The sequence below is a fragment of the Halobaculum rubrum genome (assembly GCF_019880225.1).
Classification (GTDB): Archaea; Halobacteriota; Halobacteria; order Halobacteriales; family Haloferacaceae; genus Halobaculum; species Halobaculum rubrum.
In genome coordinates this window covers 775770-794905 of sequence record NZ_CP082284.1, presented here as the reverse complement: position 1 = coordinate 794905, position 19136 = coordinate 775770, and the positions used below count along the sequence as shown (strand labels likewise).

Below are 19136 nucleotides of genomic sequence, written 5' to 3'. Positions count from 1 at the left end.
CGGAGCGGATCGAACGCGGTCGCTCGCGGGTGAGTTCTGCCGACGAACGCGAAACGGAGCGGACGCGGCGGCCGTGCCGCGAGTGTCGCGTCGGTGCCGTCGCGGTCAGCGCGCGGCGGCGGCGACGCGTTCCGCCTCCTCCTTCTGGGAGATGGCGTACGTCTGGACGTCGTAGCGGGCGGCGCCGACGAGTTGGTCCGCGAGCGCGTCGGCGGCGCTGGTCGTCGTCTTGTAGCTGGCGCCCTGGACGCCCTCGGCGATGAGCTTCAGCGACTGGTCGACGCGGCGCTGGGGCGCGACGTCGACGGCCTTCGGGACCGAGATGCCGCCGTACTTCAGACGGACGGTCTCCTCGCGCGGGGCGGCGTTCTCGACGGCCTCGACGAGCACCTGCGCCGGGTTGTCCTCGGTGCGCGCGTGGATCGTGTCGAAGGCGTCGCGGACGATGCGCTGGGCCTGCTGCTTTTTGCCGGTGTTCTCGTCGGTCTGCATCAGGCGGTTGATGAGCCGCTCGACCAGCGAGATCTCGGACTTCTGGAACTGCTTGGACGCGTGGCGACCCATCGTGTGCGCGATGGGAGTCACGGTCATGTACTTCCGCGTGGACGGGTCGGAGTACTCCATCTCCGAGACGTCCCACTCGCCGAACAGCAGCGCGTTCTCGACGGCCTCCTCGGAGTCGGCGGACTCGTCCGGTTCCGACGTCTCGGCGTCGGCGTCTTGCTCTGACTCGCTCATTATCGGACGGGTTTCTCCGCGTTGCCGCGGACGAGTTCGATCATCGACACGCCGTTCACCTTCTCGACCTTGTAGTTGACGCCGGAGAGGTCGCCCATGGCGCGACCCTTCGCGCCGCCGATCCCCGCGATGGTGACCTCGTCGTGCTCGTCGATGAACGAGATCGCGCCGTCGCCGGGACAGAACGCCGTGACCTGCTTCCCGTTCTTGATGAGCTGAACCCGGACGCACTTCCGGATCGCCGAGTTGGGCTGTTTCGCCTCGATACCCACCTTCTCCAGGACGATACCGCGACCCTGGGGGGCGCCCTCGAGGGGGTCGGACTTCTCGGAGAGACCGCGCTCGCGTCGCGCGTACTCGGAGTCGGACCACCGCCGCTTCTGGCGGTCCTTCTTGAGCTTCCGCGCGGCGTATTTGCCGTTGGCCATCGTGCACTGTGGTTTTCAGCGGAGCTACCTAAGGGTTCCCTTTCCGCGACGGCGAGACGACGCGAGAGGCGATTAGCGGTACCTCTCGTCCGATCTGCGTCCGTTTCGCGGCTTACGTCGACGGGCGCAGCGGGCGTTTCCGCTCGAATACGGCGCGCAGCGAGCGTCGTCGACACCGACCGGCCACGGGTCACTCGAAGTCACCCGTCGTGACCGCTCCGGAGAGTTCGCGACCGGCCGGCGGTCCGGGCGTCGCTCCGATAGACTGGAGCGCGTCGACGGCCCGATCCCTGACGGTCGCGCGGACGTGTTTGACGCGGGAGACGGTCGGATCGTCGATCCGGTACTCGACGGTCAGGGTCACGTTGTCGTCGCCGAGCGTCTCGATCCACGCTCTCGGAGCGGTGGCGTCGGCGACGCCCTCGACGGTCGCCACGGCGACAGCGAGTTCCCGCGTCGCCCCCGCGAGATCGTCGCCGTATGCCACCGGGACCGTCTCCCGCGCCCGCACGTGGCCTCGAGCGTACGGACGAACGACCGCGTCGGCCGTCAGTACGGTGTTCGGAACGGTGACGACCGCGTTTGCCACGGTTCCGACACGCGTCGAGCGGAAGTCGACCCGCTCGACGCGACCCTCGCCGCCGGGCCATTCGATCCAGTCGCCCACGTTGAACTCCGGGTCGGCGACGAGAAACAGGCCGCTGACGAGCGACCCGATGAGGTCCTGCCCGGCGATGCCGACCGCGAGCGTCACGGCGGCGATGACGACGGTGGAACTGGCGAGCGTCCGCCCGTAGCCGCCGGCGACGAGCCCCAACATCGCCGCGACGACGAGCACCAGCACGGTCACGTACGTTCGCGTCGCGTCGACGATCGTCGGGTTGTGCGGGTTCCGCGAGCGGACGACGCGGGCGGTCGCGGGAACGACCACGACTCGACCGACAGCGTACGCCGGAATCGCGACCGCGAGCATCCAGCCAGCCGTGACGAGCGCACTCACGAGCGCGTCCGTCGCGGTGCCGACCGGCACGGGAACCGGCACCGGCTCGGGCGCCTCGATCCGGAACGACCTCATCCCGCCGTGGCTCGCGGTCGAGCCGGAAAAACAGTCGGCGCGTACCGACGGGAGGCTCAGGCTAACTGCACGTCGTCGATGTCGAAGTGGCGCTTCGCGAGCGTCCGCGCGATCTCGATGTTGCAGCCGCCGGCGCCGATGGCGACCCCGCGGTCGGCCTCGGCGACCTCGACGTACGCGACGACGTCGTTTTGCCGGCTCACCGTCACGCCCCGAACCGCCGCCGGCGCGAGCGCGTTCGCGACGAACGCCTCGGGGGTGTCGGCGTCCTCGACCAGCTCGACCGACGCGCCGAGCTGTTCCTCGACGCGCTCGACGGTCTTCCCGCCGGGGCCGACCGCCTCGGCCATCTCGCCCGCGGGGACGAGGAAGACGAGCCGATCGCCGCCCTCGACCACGAGGCAGTCCGTCGGCGCGACGCCGACGAGCTCGTCGAACGTCCCGATGTACCGCCGCGCCTCGTCGGTGATCTCGACGCGCACCGTCAGTCGTCCGCGGACTTCACGTCGGGGGCCGAGCCCATCCGGAGGTCCACGTCGCCGGTGCCGATCGACACCGGCTTCCCGACGATGACGTTCTCGATGACGCCGTTGAGGTCGTCGGCCTCTCCGTGGATCGCCGCGTCGAGCAGGTGGTTCACCGTCACCTCGAACGCCGCGCGCGCGAGTACGGAGTCCTTCGACCCGGAGATGCCGTGGCGGCCGATCGACTCGACGGTGCCGCGGTTCGTCATGATGTCCGAGACGAGCATCAGGTGGCGGATGTTCACGTCGTCGAGCCCCTGCTCCTCGAGCGTCTCCATCGTCTCGTTGATGATGGTCTCGCGGGCCGCCTCGACGCCGAGCGTCCGGTAGATCTCGTGGATGTTGTTACACGTGGTCCGGGAGGCGTCGACGCCCTCGATCTCCAGGGCGTCGGCGAACGCCGACCCCTCGGTGTAGAGGACGTACTCCTCGTCGCCGTCGTCGTCGACCTCCTCCTTCCGGATGACGACACGAGAGACCTCCTCGATCCCCTTGAACACGATGTCCCGGAGCTCCTCGACGAGCTGGAGCAGCTCGCGGTAGCTCGGCTCGTCGGGGCCGAACTCGATCGCCGTGCCCGAGTGGCGTGTGGAGACGCCCAACGAGTCCTCGATGATGTCGGCGACGATGCCGGCGATCTCCGTCGGGTCCTCGTGGGTGGGCCACCGCTCCAACAGCGTGTCCTCGTTGAGGTCGACGCGGACGATCATGTCCGCGACGTTCGTCGACACGTCCCCGAGCGCGAGGATCTTCGTCGCCTCCAGCTGCCAGACGACCTCGTGGGCCTTCTCGCGGTCGGTCGCGTGCTCCTCGTCCAGGTGGACGACCATGATCGGCGTGTCCGGCGTCTTCCGGGCGTCCACCAGCTCGATGAGCCGGGGGAGCCCCTGGGTCACGTCCATCTCCGCGACGCCCGCGTAGTGGAACGTGTTCATCGTGTTGTGCGTGACGACGCCCTCGGCGGTGGTGAACGTCTCCAGCCCCTCCACCGAGAAGTCGTACACGTACTCGTGGTCGCTCTCGACCGTCTCGATCGAGGCGATGCGGTCCCAGACTACGTCTCCGTCGACGGCGCGTTCGAGTTCGACGAGCGCCTCGGAATCGACGCCGGCCTCCTTCGCCTCTTCGAGGAGTCGGGCGAGGCGGTTCCGACCGATCCGCTGTCGGTTCGTCGCGGCGTTCACCTGCCGGCTCGGGATGCCGGCCTCCGAGGCGACCTCGCGCAGCGCGTCGCCGAAGTTCGGGACCTGGTCGGTCGTGTCCGGTCCGTCGGCGTCGACCGCGTCGGCGAGGTCGGCGAGCGCGGCGCCGCGCTCGCCGACCATCCCGACGCGATCGTGGAACCGTCCGACGTGCTTCGCGGGGACGCGAAGCGTCCGGGAGTCGTCGGTCCGGCCGAGCGTGGCGTAGACTCCGACACGCGACAGCAGTAGCGCGATGCCGGCGGTGAGTCGCCCGCTCGTGGAACTCGACCGGATCGAGTTCGACCCGACGTTGCCGTCGCCGCTGAAGTAGCCGCAAAGGAGTGCGCGGACGAACTCGTCCGGGGCGCCGACGGCGAATCCGGGGACGACCTTCTCGCCGTCGTCCATACACGTCGCGCGAAGCAGGTCCGCGAGGACCGTTCCGTTCACACGGATATCGTAGCCGTCGGCGAACCCGCTCGTGTTCTCGTACTCGTTCACCGAGAGGTCGTACCGCTCTGCGAACGCCCGAACGCCCTCCTGGAACGTCTCGTCGACGTTCGACACGGAGGTGTAGTACTCCGTCACGTTCCCCTCGGCGAGCCAGGCGCCGAAGAAGAATCCGGTCGTCTCATCGAGCGGAAGCTCCTCGGGCAGGCCGACGCTCCCCCCAACCGGATACGCGTATCCCTCCTCGATGTCGCCGGCGTCGAGCGCCGATCGCTTGTTTGCGACCTGCGAGTTCCCGGCGGGGAACGTCGCATCGGTGGTCGCGCCTCCGTCGGTGAGCGTCGACGTGAACCAGTAGTTCTCGCCCGAGAGGTGCTCTCGAAGGTCGACAGCGTCCGGAGCGTCGCTGGCTCCGTCGAGGTCCGCGACGACCGGGATCCAGTCTCCCTCGTCGAGGTCTGCTCCTGTCACCGGGACGACATCGTTGTCGCGGCGGGTGACGAACGAGTGGGCCTTCGTCGCCCGGATCGTCCGCCCGGACTGCAGCTCGAACCGAAGCAGTTCCTCGGGCGTCTCGTGCCGGCTGATCTCCTCGACCGGCTTCCACTCGACCTGTTCGTCCGTCCGCAGGCTCGGAACCTCCAGCCCCTCGGGCGCGAGTGCGACCTCGTGGCCGTCGATCTCGCGAACCTCCAGGGACTCCATCAGCGTGTCGACGAGCGGTCCGATCTCGGCCACGTCGGTCTCGCCGTTCCGGCTGACGAGCACGCGTTCGTCCGCGGGGACGCTCATCTGCGTTCCGGGCTCGCCGATACTCTGCGCGGAGACGGTCCCCACGGGGTCGAGCGGGTCGACGCGCGTGTCGAGGTAGCGCGACTCGGAGGCCTGGGCGATCTCGTTGGCCTGCTCGACGGTCACGCCGCCGCGCCCGTCGATGTTCTCGTAGATCTCGTCTTTCAGTCGCCGCGGCAACTCGGTGTCCTCGACGACCAGCGCGATGTCCTCGGTGACCCCGTCGTGCGCGTCGACGAAGCGGTCGACCGACCCGCTGTCAGTCATCGCTCACCCCCACGCCGCCCGCCTTGTCGAGGCCGGGCCCGGCGTACTCCGAGAGGTTCGTCGGCGCCTCGCGGCGACCGAGGAAGCGCTCCTTCTCCTCCTCGGATCCGAACTCCGCGTCGACGACGCGGTCGGTGATCTGTTCGATGTCGATGGGGGTGTCCTCGTTGGAGGACACTTTCACCGGCGAGGTGCCGTCCTCGCCGAACTCGAACTGGACGATGGTGTCGGAGGTGTCCCGAACCGTGCCGTCGTACTGCGTCTCCAGTTCCGAGAGCGCGTTGATGAGGCGACGCTGCAGGTAGCCGGACTTCGAGGTCCGGACCGCAGTGTCGACCAGTCCCTCGCGGCCGCCCATCGCGTGGAAGAAGAACTCCTCGGGGGTGAGCCCCGAGCGGTAGGAGTTCTCCACGAAGCCGTGGGCCTCCGCCGAGAGGTCGTCCGCCTCGTAGTGCGCGAGCGTGCGGTCCTCGTAGCCGCGGTTGATGCGCTCGCCGCGAACCGCCTGCTGGCCGACGCAGCCCGTCATCTGGGTCAGGTTCAGCATCGACCCGCGGGCGCCCGAGCGAGCCATGATGACCGCCGGGTTGTCGTCGGCGAAGTGGTCCTCGGCGATCTCGCCCGCGGAGTCGCGGGCCTTGCCGAGCGTCTGCATGATCTTCATCTCCAGCGTCTCGTCGATCGTCCGGCCGGGCAGGCTCTCCAGATCGCCCCCCTCGTACGTCGAGATCAGCTCCTGAACCCGCTCGTACGCCGAGTCGATCGCCTCGTCGACCTGCTCGGTCGCCTCCGGCGGGATCGACTCGTCGTCGATACCCAGCGAGAAGCCGAAGTGCATGATGGCGCGCATCGCGAGCGACGCCACCTCGTTGACGAACACGCGGGCACGCGTCTTCGAGTACACCTTCGTGAGGGTGTCGACGACCTCGCCGCCGAACGCGCCGACGGCGTCCTCGTCGATGGTCCCCTCGACGAGCTGGCCGTTCTCGATGCGGACGATGTCGCCCGTCGAGGAGGTGAACTCGAGGTTCAGGTCGTCGGGCAGCAGCTCCGAGAAGACGGTTCGACCCGTCCAGATCGCCTGGCCCGCCTCGTTGGTGCCGTCCGGCTCGGGCAGCTCGTCGACCGAGGTGGCCCGGAGCAGGTCCAGCGCCTGCGTCTCGGTGAACTCGGGGTTCTCGTGGGTGAGGAGGTACGTCCCCGAGATGTGGTCCTGGATGGCGCCGATGATGTTCTCGCCGAAGCGTGGCGAGAGCATCTGCTCTTGCACGCGCATGAGGACGCGCGCCTCCGCGCGCGCCTCCTCGTTTTGGAGCGCGTGCATGTTCATCTCGTCGCCGTCGAAGTCGGCGTTGTACGGCGGGCAGACGGTCGTGTTCAGCCGGAACGTCTTGTACGGCATGACCACGACCTCGTGGGCCATGATCGACATCCGGTGCAGCGAGGGCTGCCGGTTGAAGATCACGATGTCGCCGTCGACCAGGTGGCGGTTGACCTCCCAGCCCGGCTCGACCTTCTCGGCCAGCTCCTCGCAGTTCTTCTCGGTTACCTTCAGCCGGCGGCCGTCGGGCCGCTTGACGTAGTTGGCGCCGGGGTGGGCCTCGGGCCCGTTGCGGACGTACTGCCGGGCGCGGTCGAGGTTGCGCTCGGCGACGTTCATCACCTGTGTCATCTCCTCGGCGACCCGCTCGGGGACGCCGACCTCGTTCAGCGAGAGGGTGGGGTCGGGGCTGATGACGGTCCGCGCGGAGAAGTTCACGCGCTTGCCCGACAGGGAGCCGCGGAAGCGACCCTCCTTGCCCTTGAGGCGCTGGGAGAGCGTCTTCAGCGGGCGACCGGAGCGGTGGCGCGCCGGCGGCGTGCCCGAGATCTCGTTGTCGACGAAGGTGGTGACGTGGTACTGGAGCAGCTCCCACAGGTCCTCGATGATGAGCTGCGGGGCGCCGGCCTCGCGGTTCTCCATGAACCGCTGGTTGATCCGGATGATGTCGACCAGCTTGTGTGTGAGGTCGTCCTCGGAGCGCTGACCGTTGTCCAGCGTGATCGAGGGACGGGTGGTGACCGGCGGGACCGGCAGCACCGTCAGGATCATCCACTCGGGGCGGGACTTCTGCGGGTGGATGCCGAGGGGTTCGAGGTCCTCGTCGGGGATGTCCTCGAACCAGTCGCGGATGTCGCTCGGCATCAGCTTGTTCATGTCCTCGACGGTGAGGTCGATGCCCAGCGCCTTCTCCAGCGCTTTGCGGTCCTCCTTGCGGGGGCGGAACTCGCCGGAGAGGATCTCGTTGATCCGGTCGAGCGCGATGCCCGTCTCGTCGGCGAGATCCATCGGGGACATCGCCTCGCTCTCGTCGACCTCCTCGTCGTCGTCCTCGGGCTCGTCGGGCTGCATCGCGCGGGTGATGAGCTCCGAGTAGTCGCCCGAGAGCACGTCCTGCACCTCGTAGTAGGTGGTCGGCTTCTCGTGTTTGATGTCCGCCTGCGGCTCGCCGCAGTGCGGGCAGGTGCTGGCCTTGCGGGCCTGTCGGACCGCCGACTTCAGCACGTCGGTGGGGTCGCCGCCCAGATCCTTCGTGCGGACGAGCTTCTCTTTGTACTCGTCTTTCTCCTCTTCGGTGAGCGCGAGCCGGCCGCAGTTGCGGCACGTCGCGCGCAGCAGCCGACGGATGAGCTTCGTGAAGCCGACGTGGATGACGGGCGCCGCCAGCTCGATGTGGCCGAAGTGCCCGTTACAGGACCCGGAGTGTTTGCCGCAGGTGCGGCACTCCAGTCCCGGGTCGATGACGCCCAGCCGCGGGTCCATCAGCCCCATGTCGATGGGGTAGCCGTCGTCGTCGTACGTGTCCGCGGTGATGACCTTCGTCGCGGACATGTCTCGATACGTCTCCGGGTCCATCAGCCCGAAGTTGATGCCGCCGATCTCTTTGGGTGTCTGGCCTGCCATAGTTAGACTGCGTCCTCAAGTTCGAGGGTCGGTCGAATGCCGAGCGCCTTCATCTCGTCGAGCAGCAGCTTGAACGCGTAGCTGATCTCCATCTCGTGGATGTCGTCCTCGTCGCCCGTGATGGGGTCGTAGATCCGACGCTGCTCCACGTCCTCGACGGCCACCATCCCCGTCTCCTCGGAGATGTACACCGTCTCCTTGTCGGAGGCGTCGAGCAGCCGCTCGTTCAGCGCCAGCGCGGCGCCGTGGCCGATGAGCACCTCCCGCTCCATCTCGCCGACGCGGAGACCACCCTCGCGGGCGCGCCCCTCGGTCGGCTGGCGGGTGAGCACCTGCACCGGCCCGCGCGAACGGGCGTGCAGCTTGTTGCTCACCATGTGGTACAGCTTGTGATAGAAGATCGTCCCGACGAAGATCTCCGCCTCGATCTTCTCGCCGGTGACGCCCGAGTACATGACCTCCTTCCCCGAGGACTTGTACCCGTGCTCCTCCAGCGACGAGCGGAGCGCGTCCTCGTCTTCACCCTGGAACGCCGTGCCGTCGACGCGGCGTCCCTCCAGCGATCCGACCTTGCCGCCGAGCATCTCCAGCACGTGGCCCACCGTCATGCGCGACGGGAGCGCGTGCGGGTTCATCACGAGGTCGGGAACGAGCCCGTCCTCGGTGAACGGCATGTCTTCTTGCGGAGCGAGGTGCCCCACGACGCCCTTCTGGCCGTGCCGGGACGCGAACTTGTCCCCGAGCTCGGGGATCCGCTCGTCGCGCACCGAGACCTTCGAGAGCTTCGAGCCGTCCTCGCCCTCCATCAGCGTGACCGTGTCGACGATACCGGATTCGCCCGAACGCATCGTGACACTGGTCTCGCGCCGCTTCTGTGGGGAGAGCCCGCCCATGTCGTCGGGCTCCTCGAGGAACCGCGGCGGCGACGTCTTCCCCAGCAGGACGGAGTTCTCGTCGACCTTCGTCTCGGGGTTGACGAGGCCGTCCTCGTCGAGGTGGGTGTACGCGTCCTCGCCTCGAGCGCCGCGCACGTCCTGGGAGGGGACCTCGAAGCGGTCCTCCTGGCCGCCGGGGTAGCGGCGCTCCTCGCCCTCGTAGGTCCGGAAGAAGTGCGAGCGCTGCATCGCGCGGTCGACGCTCCCCTTGTTCATGACGAGCGCGTCCTCGATGTTGAACCCCTCGTAGGACATGACCGCGACGACGAAGTTCTGCGCCGAGGGACGCTCGTCGAACCCGATCTGTTCGGTGGTCTGCGTCTTGACCATCGACAGCTGCGGGTAGTGGAGCAGGTGCTGGCGCGTGTCCGGCCGGATGCGGTAGTTGGCCGACGGCAGTCCGAGCGACTGCTTCATCATCCCCGCGCCCATTGTAATGCGCGGCGAGGCGTTGTGCTCGGGGTACGGGATCATCCCCGCACCGATGCCGAAGATGAGCTGCGGGTCGATCTCCAGGTGCGTCGTCCGCGAGTTGACGTCCTCCTCGTCGGTGGCGACGTAGATGTCCTCCTCCTCCTCGGCGTCGATGAACTCGACGATGCCGTGGTCGACGAGGTCCTCGAACTCGATCTCGCCGTCCTCCAGCGCCTCGATCGTCTCGTCGTCGAGGAGCGGCTCCCCGTTCTCCACGACGATGAGCGGCCGCCGAGCGCGGCCGGCGTCGGCGTTGACGATGACCTCGTTGGTGCGGTCCTTCACCGAGACGTTCACCATGTCGGAGACGTCGCCGCGGCGGCGCGCCTCACGGATCTGTGCAGCGAGCTGGGTCGGATCCGGGTGGGTCCCGACCAGGCTCCCGTTGACGTAGACTTTCGCTTCTCGTTGTTGGCTTGCCATATGTTAGTCGTCCGCGGACGCGCGGTCGACGCCCTTGATGCCGGGGATCCCCTCGACACCCATGGACGCGAGTTCTCGCTTCAGTCCCTGTTCGTCCTCGACGTTCTGGGAGAGCTCCATCGCCTGCGCGAAGTTCTTCACCAGCCCGCAGTTCGGGCCCTCCGGGGTCTCGGAGGGGCAGATACGACCCCACTGGGTCGCGTGCAGGTCCCGCGCCTCGAAGTGCGGCTGCGACCGCGACAGCGGCGAGCGGAGGCGACGAAGGTGCGACAGGACGCCCATGTAGTCCGTCCGGTCGACGAGCTGGGAGACGCCCGAGCGGCCGCCCACCCAGTTCCCCGTCGCGATGGGGTGTTCGAGCCGCTCGGTCAGCACGTCCGAGCGAACGACCGTGTTGACGGTGAGCTGCCGGTTGCGCATGTTGGCGCGCTCGAGCTGGTACTTCACGTCGCGCGCCAGCTTGTTGAGCGCCGTCCGGAACAGGTCCGTCATCAGGTCGCCCGAGACCTTGAGGCGCTTGTTGGCGTAGTGGTCCTTGTCGTCGGACTCGCGGCGGTCGAGCGCGAGCTCGAAACAGGCCTCGGCCATCCGGCAGAGGTAGTACGCCTTGTTGATGCGGACGTCCTCCTCCTCGACGCCCTCCTCGTGGAGGTGCGGCAGGAGGTAGCGGTCGATGACGTAGTTGGCTCGCTTGAGCTGGTAGTTCTTCCCCTGGCCCGAGGCGACGCGCTCGCCGAGGGTCTCGATGGCCTCCTCCTCGGTCTGAACGTCGGCCTCCTCCAGGTTCTCCAGCATGAACTTCACGATCTCGGGGTCGTCGGAGACGCGGTGGACGATCTCCTCGTCGGATTCCAGCCCGAGGGCGCGCACGAGCGTGACGAAGTTGACCGAGCCGGACACCGACGGGAAGCTCACCTCGAGCAGCCCCTCGCGGTTGCGCTCACAGAGGACGAGCGCGCGGTAGCCGCGGCGCTGAGAGAACGTCTTGGCGACCTGGATCTCGTCGCCGTACTTCGAGTCGTACTCCGCGAGGATCTTGTTGGGCGCGAGGTCCTCGCTGGTCATGAGCACGCGCTCGGAGCCGTTGACGATGAAGTAGCCGCCGGGGTCGACGGGGTCCTCGCCGATCTCGATGAGCTCCTCGTCGGAGAACCCGGAGATGTTGCACTTGTTCGAGCCGACCATGATCGGCATCCGGCCGACCTTCGTCTCGGTCTGGTCGACGACGGTCTCCGGCTCGTCCTCGCCGCCGCGGATGATCTTCATCTCCATGAAGACCGGGGCGGCGTAGGTGATGTTCCGGAGGCGCGCCTCCTGCGGGTACAGCAGTTCCTCGGAGCCGTCGGCCTCGCGGACGCGCGGGGTCGTCATCCGAACGTCGCCGAGTTCGACGTAGACGGGCTCTTGCCCCTCCTTGTCGCCGATGTCGGTCTCGATCGTCTCCTTCTCGTCGACCACGCGCTGCATGCCGCGGTCGAGGAAGTTGTTGAACGACCGGAAGTGGTGCTCCGCGAGCCGCTCCTGGGAGAAGTACTCCCGGGAGACGGAGCGTCGTGCCTCCCTGTTCATTCTACCACCAGTCGGTAGACGATCGCCGTGTCGGTGGTTCGTGAGTCCCGTTCGACGCGGATCACGTCGCCCGTCTCGGCCTCGTCGGGCACCGCGGGGTCCGTCCGCTTGATCTTGGGGAGATCTGTCCGTTTGATGTTGTACTCGTCGAGCACCTCCTCGATCTCGTCGTCGTCCTCGAGGAGCGTGTGATCGGGTACGAGTTCGTGTTCGCTTACGTTTACCATGGCTTGGGGAAGTTCGTGGTCGCGCGCGGCCGTGTTTGCTGGGGAGAAGTCTTCACGAGATACTACGGCGGTATATACGTCCCGGCCACATAACGCTTGTCAAACGAGTTGGGGACCGGTAGCTGGCCACCACACCGCTTGCACGGTAGCCGATCCGTCCCCGCGGATATGAACGTTACGGCGCACGGTATCGCGGGACACGGCGGGATCGGATGAGAAGTCTTAATTACGTACCCGGGAAAGGAATGAATGCGCAGAGGCGTGGTGGAAACCCGCCGACGCGATGCACGCCCGGATGGTGTAGTGGCCCATCATACAACCCTGTCACGGTTGTGACGCGGGTTCAAATCCCGCTCCGGGCGCTTCTTCCGACACGTTTTGAACGATGTGCGGTGCGAGCTATCCGTGCCGCAGCGGATCCACAGTACGCGCGAACCTCAAGTGTTGAACGAACAGAGGTATCTGATGCAACCGTAGTTCGAACCCCCTGTGTGTCATATCCTCGTTCAGCTTCGGAAGCGCTCGTTGTGGCGAGATCCGATCTCAATTTCATATTCCATGACAAACTATCTGGAATATGGCCCATGGAACGGTGAACACCAAACAGGTAGGCGACGAAACGGAAGCCGACGCACTTCGAACTCTGATCTCGAACGGATACAACGTCTCGATCCCGTTCGGTGACAACGACGCGTACGATCTGATCGTCGACAACGGAGACCGACTGTTCCGTGTTCAGTGCAAGACCGCTTGGCAGAACAAGTCTGAGACGATACGGTTCAATACACACTCACAAACGACGCGGGACGGCGCGTATCACGAGACGACGTACGCCGATTCGGTTGATGCGTTTCTCGTTCGATATCCAGAGACGGGAACGTTCTATTGGATCAGGGTCGATGACGCAACATCACAGAAGATGGAGCTTCGATTCTCCGCCGATATCGACCACCCTTCGATTAACTGGGCTGAGGAGTACGAATTTGACGGATCTATTCCGTACGAATAACCGGTTCTCCGAGGTTATTGGGGCAACGTCCAGATCGGCCACTAACCCCTCAGTCTACAGCCTCCCGCCGTGGGGCAAGTGATCGTGTGCTGACTGCTCCATGTCGATACCGCCGATGTCACCGAGGAGATGTACGCCGCGTTCGACCGTACGCTGCCGTTGGCGGAGACGCACCGCGAGACCTCCCTAGAAAATGGGGCACTGTCGATCAGTCGGTCAGAGGACAACCAGCAGGAACGCGACGAGAAACCCGGCGGCCATCAGCAGCATCACCACGACGAACACGCCGAGCACCGGCTTCTCGACCGCGCCGGCGACGAGCTTCGTTCGGATCGAGCCGTCCCCGCCGCCGGCGCTCACGACCGCATCACGTCCATGCCCCCGCTTGGGTGTCGGCCCGGATAACGCTTCACTCGTCGGGCTCGTTTCGATCGTCCCGGTCGCAGTTCTCGCCGTCCGGGTCGCCTCGACCGCGGTCGCTCGCCCTGGGACTTGCACCCTCGTCCGGGGTCCGGCGCTCGCGGACCCGCACCGTGGTCGCGGTCTCGCTCGCGTCGTCGACGACGAGCGCCTCGCCGACGCCGGTCGGCAGCCGCTCGGCGAGGCCGTCGGCGACCGCGAGCGGCCTGGCCGCCGCGAGCGCGTCGATGTCGGCGCGGCTGTGCAGCCGGTGAGCCACCAGCAGGTCCGCCTGCGAGACCGCGACCGCCGGCAGCGCCGCGGGTCGTTGCGTGGCACACGCGAGCGAGACGCCCGGCGCGCGGCCGCGGGTGAGCAGCGTCGCCAGCGCGTCGCCGGCGACGCCGTCGAAGAACGCGTGCGCCTCGTCGACGAACAGCCACGGCAGGCGGTCGATCGTCTCTCGAACTCGCGCGTCGTACAGCCCGCGGGCGACGGCGGCACAGACCGCCCCGGCCGCGGCCGGCGGGAGACCGGAGCAGTCGAGCACCGTCGGCTCGCCCGTGGCCAGCGCCCGCGGCGCGAGCCCGTCGGGGTCGAACGCGTCCCACTCGGCCGCGAGCGCGAGGTGCGTGTCCGCGGCACGACGGGCCGGGCGGGCGGCGTCCGCGTCGTCGACGTACTCGCGCGCGGCAGCGACGGACGGAGCCGACGACTCGGCGACCGCGCGCCACACGAGCGAACCGACCGCGCCCGCCGGATCCAGATCCAGCAGCGTCGGCCACGCCGCCGGCGGGACCGCGTCAGGCCTGACCCGGGGATGACGGTGAACCGTCCCGCCGTCGGCCGCGAGTCCGGAGAGCACGCCCATCGGATCGATCACCACCGGCGCGACCCCGTCGGCCGCGACCACGCCTTCCGCCAACACCGCGAGCGTGTGCGTCTTGCCCGCCCCGCGTTTACCGACGACGAGCGCCGCGTGTGGGCTGTCGACGTCGACGGCCACGCGGGCGCCGACGCTGTCGTCCGGGGCGCGAAACCGCCCGAGCGGCGCGATCGGTCCGGCGGTCGGTCGATCCTTCGACCGGGACTCGTCGTCGCCCTCCGGCTCGCGTCCGTACCCGGTCCCGCCGTTCTCCCTGCCGATCACGTGCACGGCGGGGATGGTCTCGGTATCCGTGATGAACCCTCGTGCGAGCGTTCAAATACGAATCCGGGGCCACCGGGACGTGTGTCTCCCGACAGCACCTCCTCGACCCGAGACGACTTCCGCGCTCGACTCCGTTCGGCCGCGGCGACGGAGCGTCGCCGCCTCGCGGAACTGCGCCGCGACGACCGCGCCATCGAGGGGCTCCCGGTCAGACTCGTGATCGCGCTCGTCGTCGGCGTCGCCAGCCTCAGCGTGATGCTCAACATGATCAGCGGCGTGCAGGGGCTCGCCGTCACCGAACTCGACGCGCGCCCGACGCCGGAGGTCACGACGCCGGGCGAGCAGGACCTCTCGGTGACGGTCGTCGACGCCGACGGCCGCCCGGTCGCGGACGCGACGATCGTCGTCGCCGGCGACACGGCCCGCCTCGACGGCGTCGCAACCGCCCGAACCGGGGCGAACGGCACGGCGACGGTCGCCGTCGCCCCGACGCTCGGCCCGAACCGCGAGCAGGGGACGCTCAGCGTCTCGATCAAGCCGCCGGCCGGCGGACAGTACGCGGACAGGCGCGGGAACACGCGGGTACTCGTCGTGGCCGAGTGATTGCACGGCCGCCGCCGACAGCATTTCCCACAAAGACTATCGAGCGGGGATAGAACACGGCCGTCCGTGCCCTCCATCACGACGCGGCTCTCGGACGGCGTCGACGACGCGCTCTCACATCTCCCGCTCGCGCTGGTTCCCCTCGTCCTCGCGGCGTTGGATACGGGCAAGATCCAGTCCGTGCTCGCGTTCGACGGCGTTCACGTCGGCGTTCGGTTCACGCTCCCGGCGTCCGTGCTCTCGACGTGGAGCCTCGTTTCGGTCCCGAACGGGGGCGGCGTCGACGCCGGCGTCCCGCCGAGCGCCGTCCGGAGCCCGGCGGCCCTCGCGCTGGCCGTCGGCGGCTTGCTCGTGTCGAGCGCGCTGTCCGCGGGCTACTTCGGGTCGCTCGCGAACGCGCTGGCGGGGGAACCCTACCGGTTCGGCGGGCACGTCCGTCGCTACCTACCCGCGTTCCTCGTGTTCACGGTGGCGCCGGTGATCGCGCTTTCGCCGCTCGTCCTCCTCGTGGGTGCGTCGTCCGGACTCGGTATCGTCGTGATGCTGTTCGCGCTGGTAGCCATCGCGGTCGCGACCTACCTCCTGTACGCGACGCCGTACCTCCTCGTCCTTCGGGAGACGGATCTCCTCTCGGCGACGCGGGCGTCCTACGCGCTCGCGGTCGACGGCGGGGCGTACCTCTCGTACGCCGTCGGGTTCGTGGCGGCGGTCGTCGTCGTCTCGCCGGTGATCTCGGCGTTCGTGGTCTCGGTTCCGCTCGTCGGCCTGGCGGTGGGGCTCCCGCTCGGCGCCGTCCTCGGCCTCGCGGGGAACCTCGCGACGATGCGGTTCGTCGCCGACGTCGATCCGCACAGCGACGCGTTCGGTACACAGCCCCCCGAAGAACTCGGGACGGTGCCGGCGGACGAGCCGACGCGCGACGAGGGTGGACGCGAAAAAGCGTAGCGCGTGGCGGCGAAGACTGACGGGCGGAGGCGCGGCCGGAGATACGGCCGGGGTACGGCCTGGAGTCCAGGCGACGCTATTTCGCCGGTTTCGGAACGACGGAGATGTTCCCGCCGCTGCGGACGCGGACCCGGTGATCGAGATACGAGAACTCCACGAAGGTGTCGTCGTTGCTGCTGCGTTCACAGATCCGGTCGAGGGCGTCCGGATCGATGACCTCGAACAGCGGCGCGTGGCGATCGGGCGCCTCGCGGCGGATCGACGCGGTCGCTTCGACGACCGCGATGCTCGCGTCGAGGGCGTCCGCGTCGAACGTGGCAGTGTACTCGCCGGTCTCCTCGTCGTAGGTAACCGACACCGACTCGGCGGGGTCGGGGTTCACCGGTCGCCTCCGCCGCGGGTCGGGCGATTATCGGTGTCGTTGGAACCGTCGGAACCGCCGACCGTCCCCCCGAGGTCGAACGCGTCGCCGCCGGTCGGTCGACGGGCGACGGTGACCCTGTCGGATCGACGGCCGAGAGTGAACCCACGCCGATCGACAACGTCGTTCATAACTGACCGGACGTTGCGCTCGTGATTGATTCTTTCGCCTGAACTGGCCGATCCCTCGATTGTCTCGTCTACCGCGCACCGTCCGATCGGTGACCACGGTGTCGTCGCCGCTGCCACGTAACACGCTGTGCTCCTAACGGACGGTATTCGAATGTTCACCGACACTCGGGCATCCATCACGTCACGTCGATGGTCGGCGACGCACAGGCGAACCTCGACTTCTACGTCGGGACGCTTGGCCTCCGACTGGTGAAGCGGACGGTCAACCACGGGGACGTGCTCCGTGCGCTCGGCGGTAACGTGACCGAGGGCGTCGGCCACGAGGTCACCGACGACGAGTTCGCGTGGCTGGACGACCTGCTGGCGGACCGACTGGGCGAGTGAGCGCCGATGAGAACTGGACGTCGATGCGCGCGAGAAGCTACTTCAGCCCGTCCGTCACCGCATTGCGTCGAGCGAGCGGACCGTGTCGGACATCAGATACGCCTCGGGACGCTGCTCGTCGCAGATCTCGAGGGCGTCGAACGTCTCTCGCCCGTCGTCGACGGTGATCCGATAGGCGTGGCTCGAGAGGGAGACGGGGCGGTCGGCTGTATCGAGGTCTGTTCGCGTCACACTAGCGGTTTCCGTCGAGCGGGTATAACTGGCGCGATTCCAGTGTTTCAGCCCCGGATACGCCGCTTTACGGCGATTCGAGAATCGGAAACATTCACCGTGTCGACGCGGGCGTGCGATCTGATCCGCGGTTCGGCGGCGCCGCCGTTCGTCACTCGTCAGCTCCCGAACAGCTCCCGGTACAGCGTCGCTTCCGCCCGCCGGAGGCGTTCGAGGAACGCGCTCTTCGAGACGCCGAGTTCGTCGGCGACCGCCTCTGAGGTCGTCGCTCGGGGCACGTCGAAGTACCCCGCCTCGACCGCCGCCCGCAGCGCCGCTATCTGTGGCGGGGTGAGTCCGAACCGTCCGGCGACGGGATCGGCTTCCTCGCGCAGCGGATACGTCCGCGTCAGGCGGACGCCGACCGTCTCGCCCGCGGTCTCCATCACGCCGCGCAGCACCTCGTGACCGACGACGGCCCCCGTGACCGTCGCGTCGCCGTCGCGGTAGCTCACGTCCTCGACGAGCAGTCCCGCCGAGACGAGCTCGTGGACGGCGCACGGGTGCTTCGAGAGGCACCGATAGGTGTCGCGCTCGCCGGCCCGCGAGCGATGGAGGTAGCGGATCCGGTCGTCGGCGTCGAGGTGCGCCGCGAGGTCGTCGTCGCGCGGCGCCCCGAACCGAAGGAGGACGTTGCCGTCGGCGCGCAACTGCGGCGGCTCCGCGCGCACCGGCACCCGCGTCGCCGCCGTCGCCTCGGCGAGCGGGCAGTCGTCGCCGCTCACGCGCACCTCGACGGCGAGACACTCCTCGATCATTGGCAGATCGTGTGGGACGGTAGCGTGTTCAACATATAAAACACCCGTATGAACGGGCGAATCGGTAAGGCCAACAACGTGAAGGATCGATCATCATGGACATCGAGGCGGTCAAAGACCGGGCCGGACCGCGGCAGTTCGGTCCGAACGACGACATGCCCGAGGAGTACCGTCGGGCGGCGACCCGGATGATCCAGTTCCACGCCAACAGCGAGGTGATGGGCGGCTACCTCGACAAGGAGTTCACCCGGCACGCGCCGTCGCTCGACCGGAAGCTGGCGAACACCGCGAAGGTGCAAGACGAGATCGGCCACGCGCAGTTGCTGTACCGCGCGGCCGAGACGCTCGGCGTGAAGACGCGCGACGAGATGCTCGCGGAACTGCAAACGGGCGAGGGAACGTTCCTCAACTGCTTCCACTACCCGGTGGACTCGTGGTACGAGGCGCCGATGATCGACTTCTTCGTCGACGGCGGCGCCATGCGCCGGCAGGCCACCCTGAAGTCGACGAGCTGGACGCCGTACGCCCACGCGATGGACAAGGTGTGCTTCGAGGAGGGGTTCCACGTCAAGCACGGCGAGTCCATCCTGCGGGAGCTGATGCGGGGGTCGAAGGCGACACAGGAGCGCACGCAGGAGACGTTCGAGGAGTGGTGGCCGCGCATCCTCCAGTTCTTCGGGCCGACGAACGACGAGTCCACCCACAACGACTTCGCACAGGAGGTCGGCCTCAAGACGACCTCCAACGACGAGCTCCGCAACTCGTTTCTGAACATGTACATCCCGAAAGCAGAGAAGTACGGCCTGGAGATCCCCGAGTATCCCCGGGTCTTCGAGCGCGACGACGGAACGATGGCCGTCCGCGAGGACGACCTCGACTGGGAGGAGTTCTGGACCATCGCGAAGAACGACTTTGAGGGAAGCCACGAACAGATCGGCTCGCGCGCCCGCCGGCAGGAGGCCGTCGCGTGGGTCCGCGAGAGCCTCGACAGCTGGGAGCGCGGCGCCCCGGGAACGCCGCAGGCGGCCGACTGACC

General features: G+C 67.8%; 18 protein-coding genes, 1 tRNA gene and 1 pseudogene. 6 read left to right on the top strand and 14 right to left on the bottom strand.

The window, feature by feature from the left end:
• Positions 1-105 precede the first annotated feature (105 nt).
• From K6T25_RS04160 to K6T25_RS04120, 9 genes are all read right to left on the bottom strand, one after another.
• Positions 106-738, bottom strand: coding sequence for a 30S ribosomal protein S7 (locus tag K6T25_RS04160; RefSeq protein WP_222916729.1), 633 nt, complete (start codon positions 736-738; stop codon positions 106-108).
• On the bottom strand, positions 738-1166 hold the full coding sequence (locus K6T25_RS04155) for a 30S ribosomal protein S12 (RefSeq protein ID WP_073306653.1): 429 nt from the start codon (positions 1164-1166) through the stop codon (positions 738-740). The genes K6T25_RS04160 and K6T25_RS04155 overlap by 1 nt, the downstream gene beginning before the upstream one ends.
• A gap of 190 nt (positions 1167-1356) precedes the next feature.
• Entirely contained in the window at positions 1357-2241 is an 885-nt protein-coding gene (locus K6T25_RS04150) for a mechanosensitive ion channel family protein (protein ID WP_222916727.1), read from the bottom strand.
• Positions 2242-2297: 56 nt separating this feature from the next.
• Positions 2298-2723, bottom strand: a complete 426-nt coding sequence (locus K6T25_RS04145) for a NusA-like transcription termination signal-binding factor (protein ID WP_222916725.1) — start codon at positions 2721-2723, stop codon at positions 2298-2300.
• A gap of 2 nt (positions 2724-2725) precedes the next feature.
• On the bottom strand, positions 2726-5458 hold the full coding sequence (locus tag K6T25_RS04140; RefSeq protein ID WP_222916723.1) for a DNA-directed RNA polymerase subunit A'': 2733 nt from the start codon (positions 5456-5458) through the stop codon (positions 2726-2728).
• Positions 5451-8402 carry a DNA-directed RNA polymerase subunit A' gene (locus K6T25_RS04135; protein ID WP_222916721.1) on the bottom strand — a complete coding sequence of 984 codons (2952 nt, stop codon included), beginning with the start codon at positions 8400-8402 and terminating at the stop codon, positions 5451-5453. Before K6T25_RS04135 ends, K6T25_RS04140 begins: the two co-directional genes overlap by 8 nt.
• 2 nt (positions 8403-8404) lie before the next feature.
• Positions 8405-10234: a DNA-directed RNA polymerase subunit B gene (gene rpoB / locus K6T25_RS04130; protein ID WP_222916719.1), complete on the bottom strand. Its 1830-nt coding sequence runs from the start codon at positions 10232-10234 to the stop codon at positions 8405-8407.
• A 3-nt stretch (positions 10235-10237) separates the two neighbouring features.
• The gene (locus K6T25_RS04125) at positions 10238-11803 is read right to left on the bottom strand and encodes a DNA-directed RNA polymerase subunit B'' (RefSeq protein WP_222916717.1); all 1566 of its coding nucleotides are present in this window, start codon (positions 11801-11803) and stop codon (positions 10238-10240) included.
• Positions 11800-12030: a DNA-directed RNA polymerase subunit H gene (locus K6T25_RS04120; RefSeq protein ID WP_222916715.1), complete on the bottom strand. Its 231-nt coding sequence runs from the start codon at positions 12028-12030 to the stop codon at positions 11800-11802. The genes K6T25_RS04125 and K6T25_RS04120 overlap by 4 nt, the downstream gene beginning before the upstream one ends.
• A 289-nt stretch (positions 12031-12319) precedes the next feature.
• On the opposite strand from K6T25_RS04120, the gene K6T25_RS04115 reads away from it, so the two are divergent.
• Both K6T25_RS04115 and K6T25_RS04110 read left to right on the top strand, forming a co-directional pair.
• Positions 12320-12392, top strand: a tRNA-Asp gene (locus K6T25_RS04115).
• A 215-nt stretch (positions 12393-12607) separates the two neighbouring features.
• On the top strand, positions 12608-13039 hold the full coding sequence (locus K6T25_RS04110; RefSeq protein ID WP_225917802.1) for a group I intron-associated PD-(D/E)XK endonuclease: 432 nt from the start codon (positions 12608-12610) through the stop codon (positions 13037-13039).
• 216 nt (positions 13040-13255) lie between these two features.
• On the opposite strand, the gene K6T25_RS04105 is transcribed toward K6T25_RS04110, so the two are convergent.
• Positions 13256-13399: a hypothetical protein gene (locus K6T25_RS04105; RefSeq protein ID WP_222916713.1), complete on the bottom strand. Its 144-nt coding sequence runs from the start codon at positions 13397-13399 to the stop codon at positions 13256-13258.
• 49 nt (positions 13400-13448) lie between these two features.
• Positions 13449-14594 (bottom strand): ATP-binding protein, encoded by a 1146-nt coding sequence (locus K6T25_RS04100; protein ID WP_222916711.1) that lies wholly within the window; start codon positions 14592-14594, stop codon positions 13449-13451.
• Positions 14595-14759: 165 nt separating this feature from the next.
• Between K6T25_RS04100 and K6T25_RS04095 the strand changes: the two genes are divergently transcribed.
• Positions 14760-15191: an Ig-like domain-containing protein gene (locus K6T25_RS04095; protein ID WP_222917843.1), complete on the top strand. Its 432-nt coding sequence runs from the start codon at positions 14760-14762 to the stop codon at positions 15189-15191.
• Positions 15192-15257: 66 nt separating this feature from the next.
• The gene (locus tag K6T25_RS04090) at positions 15258-16136 is read left to right on the top strand and encodes a hypothetical protein (protein ID WP_222916709.1); all 879 of its coding nucleotides are present in this window, start codon (positions 15258-15260) and stop codon (positions 16134-16136) included.
• Positions 16137-16212: 76 nt separating this feature from the next.
• On the opposite strand, the gene K6T25_RS04085 is transcribed toward K6T25_RS04090, so the two are convergent.
• Positions 16213-16518 (bottom strand): HalOD1 output domain-containing protein, encoded by a 306-nt coding sequence (locus tag K6T25_RS04085; protein WP_222916707.1) that lies wholly within the window; start codon positions 16516-16518, stop codon positions 16213-16215.
• A gap of 321 nt (positions 16519-16839) precedes the next feature.
• Here K6T25_RS04085 and K6T25_RS04080 point away from each other — a divergent pair.
• Positions 16840-16964, top strand: a pseudogene (locus K6T25_RS04080) (VOC family protein); the annotation flags it as partial.
• Between the two features lie 162 nt (positions 16965-17126).
• Here the strand turns inward: K6T25_RS04080 and K6T25_RS04075 are convergent.
• Positions 17127-17303: a hypothetical protein gene (locus K6T25_RS04075; RefSeq protein WP_159668766.1), complete on the bottom strand. Its 177-nt coding sequence runs from the start codon at positions 17301-17303 to the stop codon at positions 17127-17129.
• A gap of 158 nt (positions 17304-17461) precedes the next feature.
• Complete coding sequence (locus tag K6T25_RS04070) at positions 17462-18100, bottom strand: helix-turn-helix domain-containing protein (RefSeq protein ID WP_222916705.1); 639 nt, start codon at positions 18098-18100, stop codon at positions 17462-17464.
• Between the two features lie 95 nt (positions 18101-18195).
• On the opposite strand from K6T25_RS04070, the gene K6T25_RS04065 reads away from it, so the two are divergent.
• Positions 18196-19134 carry a Phenylacetic acid catabolic protein gene (locus K6T25_RS04065; protein WP_222916703.1) on the top strand — a complete coding sequence of 313 codons (939 nt, stop codon included), beginning with the start codon at positions 18196-18198 and terminating at the stop codon, positions 19132-19134.
• The last annotated feature ends 2 nt before the right edge of the window (positions 19135-19136 follow it).

Bases quoted from the DNA above. Each gene is read 5' to 3' on its own strand.
- rpoB (WP_222916719.1), bottom strand. From the start codon at position 10,234: ATGGCAAGCCAACAACGAGAAGCGAAAGTCTACGTCAACGGGAGCCTG.
- K6T25_RS04125 (WP_222916717.1), bottom strand. From the start codon at position 11,803: ATGAACAGGGAGGCACGACGCTCCGTCTCCCGGGAGTACTTCTCCCAG.
- K6T25_RS04110 (WP_225917802.1), top strand. From the start codon at position 12,608: ATGGCCCATGGAACGGTGAACACCAAACAGGTAGGCGACGAAACGGAA.
- K6T25_RS04155 (WP_073306653.1), bottom strand. From the start codon at position 1,166: ATGGCCAACGGCAAATACGCCGCGCGGAAGCTCAAGAAGGACCGCCAG.
- K6T25_RS04065 (WP_222916703.1), top strand. From the start codon at position 18,196: ATGGACATCGAGGCGGTCAAAGACCGGGCCGGACCGCGGCAGTTCGGT.
- K6T25_RS04135 (WP_222916721.1), bottom strand. From the start codon at position 8,402: ATGGCAGGCCAGACACCCAAAGAGATCGGCGGCATCAACTTCGGGCTG.
- K6T25_RS04140 (WP_222916723.1), bottom strand. From the start codon at position 5,458: ATGACTGACAGCGGGTCGGTCGACCGCTTCGTCGACGCGCACGACGGG.
- K6T25_RS04160 (WP_222916729.1), bottom strand. From the start codon at position 738: ATGAGCGAGTCAGAGCAAGACGCCGACGCCGAGACGTCGGAACCGGAC.
- K6T25_RS04120 (WP_222916715.1), bottom strand. From the start codon at position 12,030: ATGGTAAACGTAAGCGAACACGAACTCGTACCCGATCACACGCTCCTC.
- K6T25_RS04070 (WP_222916705.1), bottom strand. From the start codon at position 18,100: ATGATCGAGGAGTGTCTCGCCGTCGAGGTGCGCGTGAGCGGCGACGAC.
- K6T25_RS04150 (WP_222916727.1), bottom strand. From the start codon at position 2,241: ATGAGGTCGTTCCGGATCGAGGCGCCCGAGCCGGTGCCGGTTCCCGTG.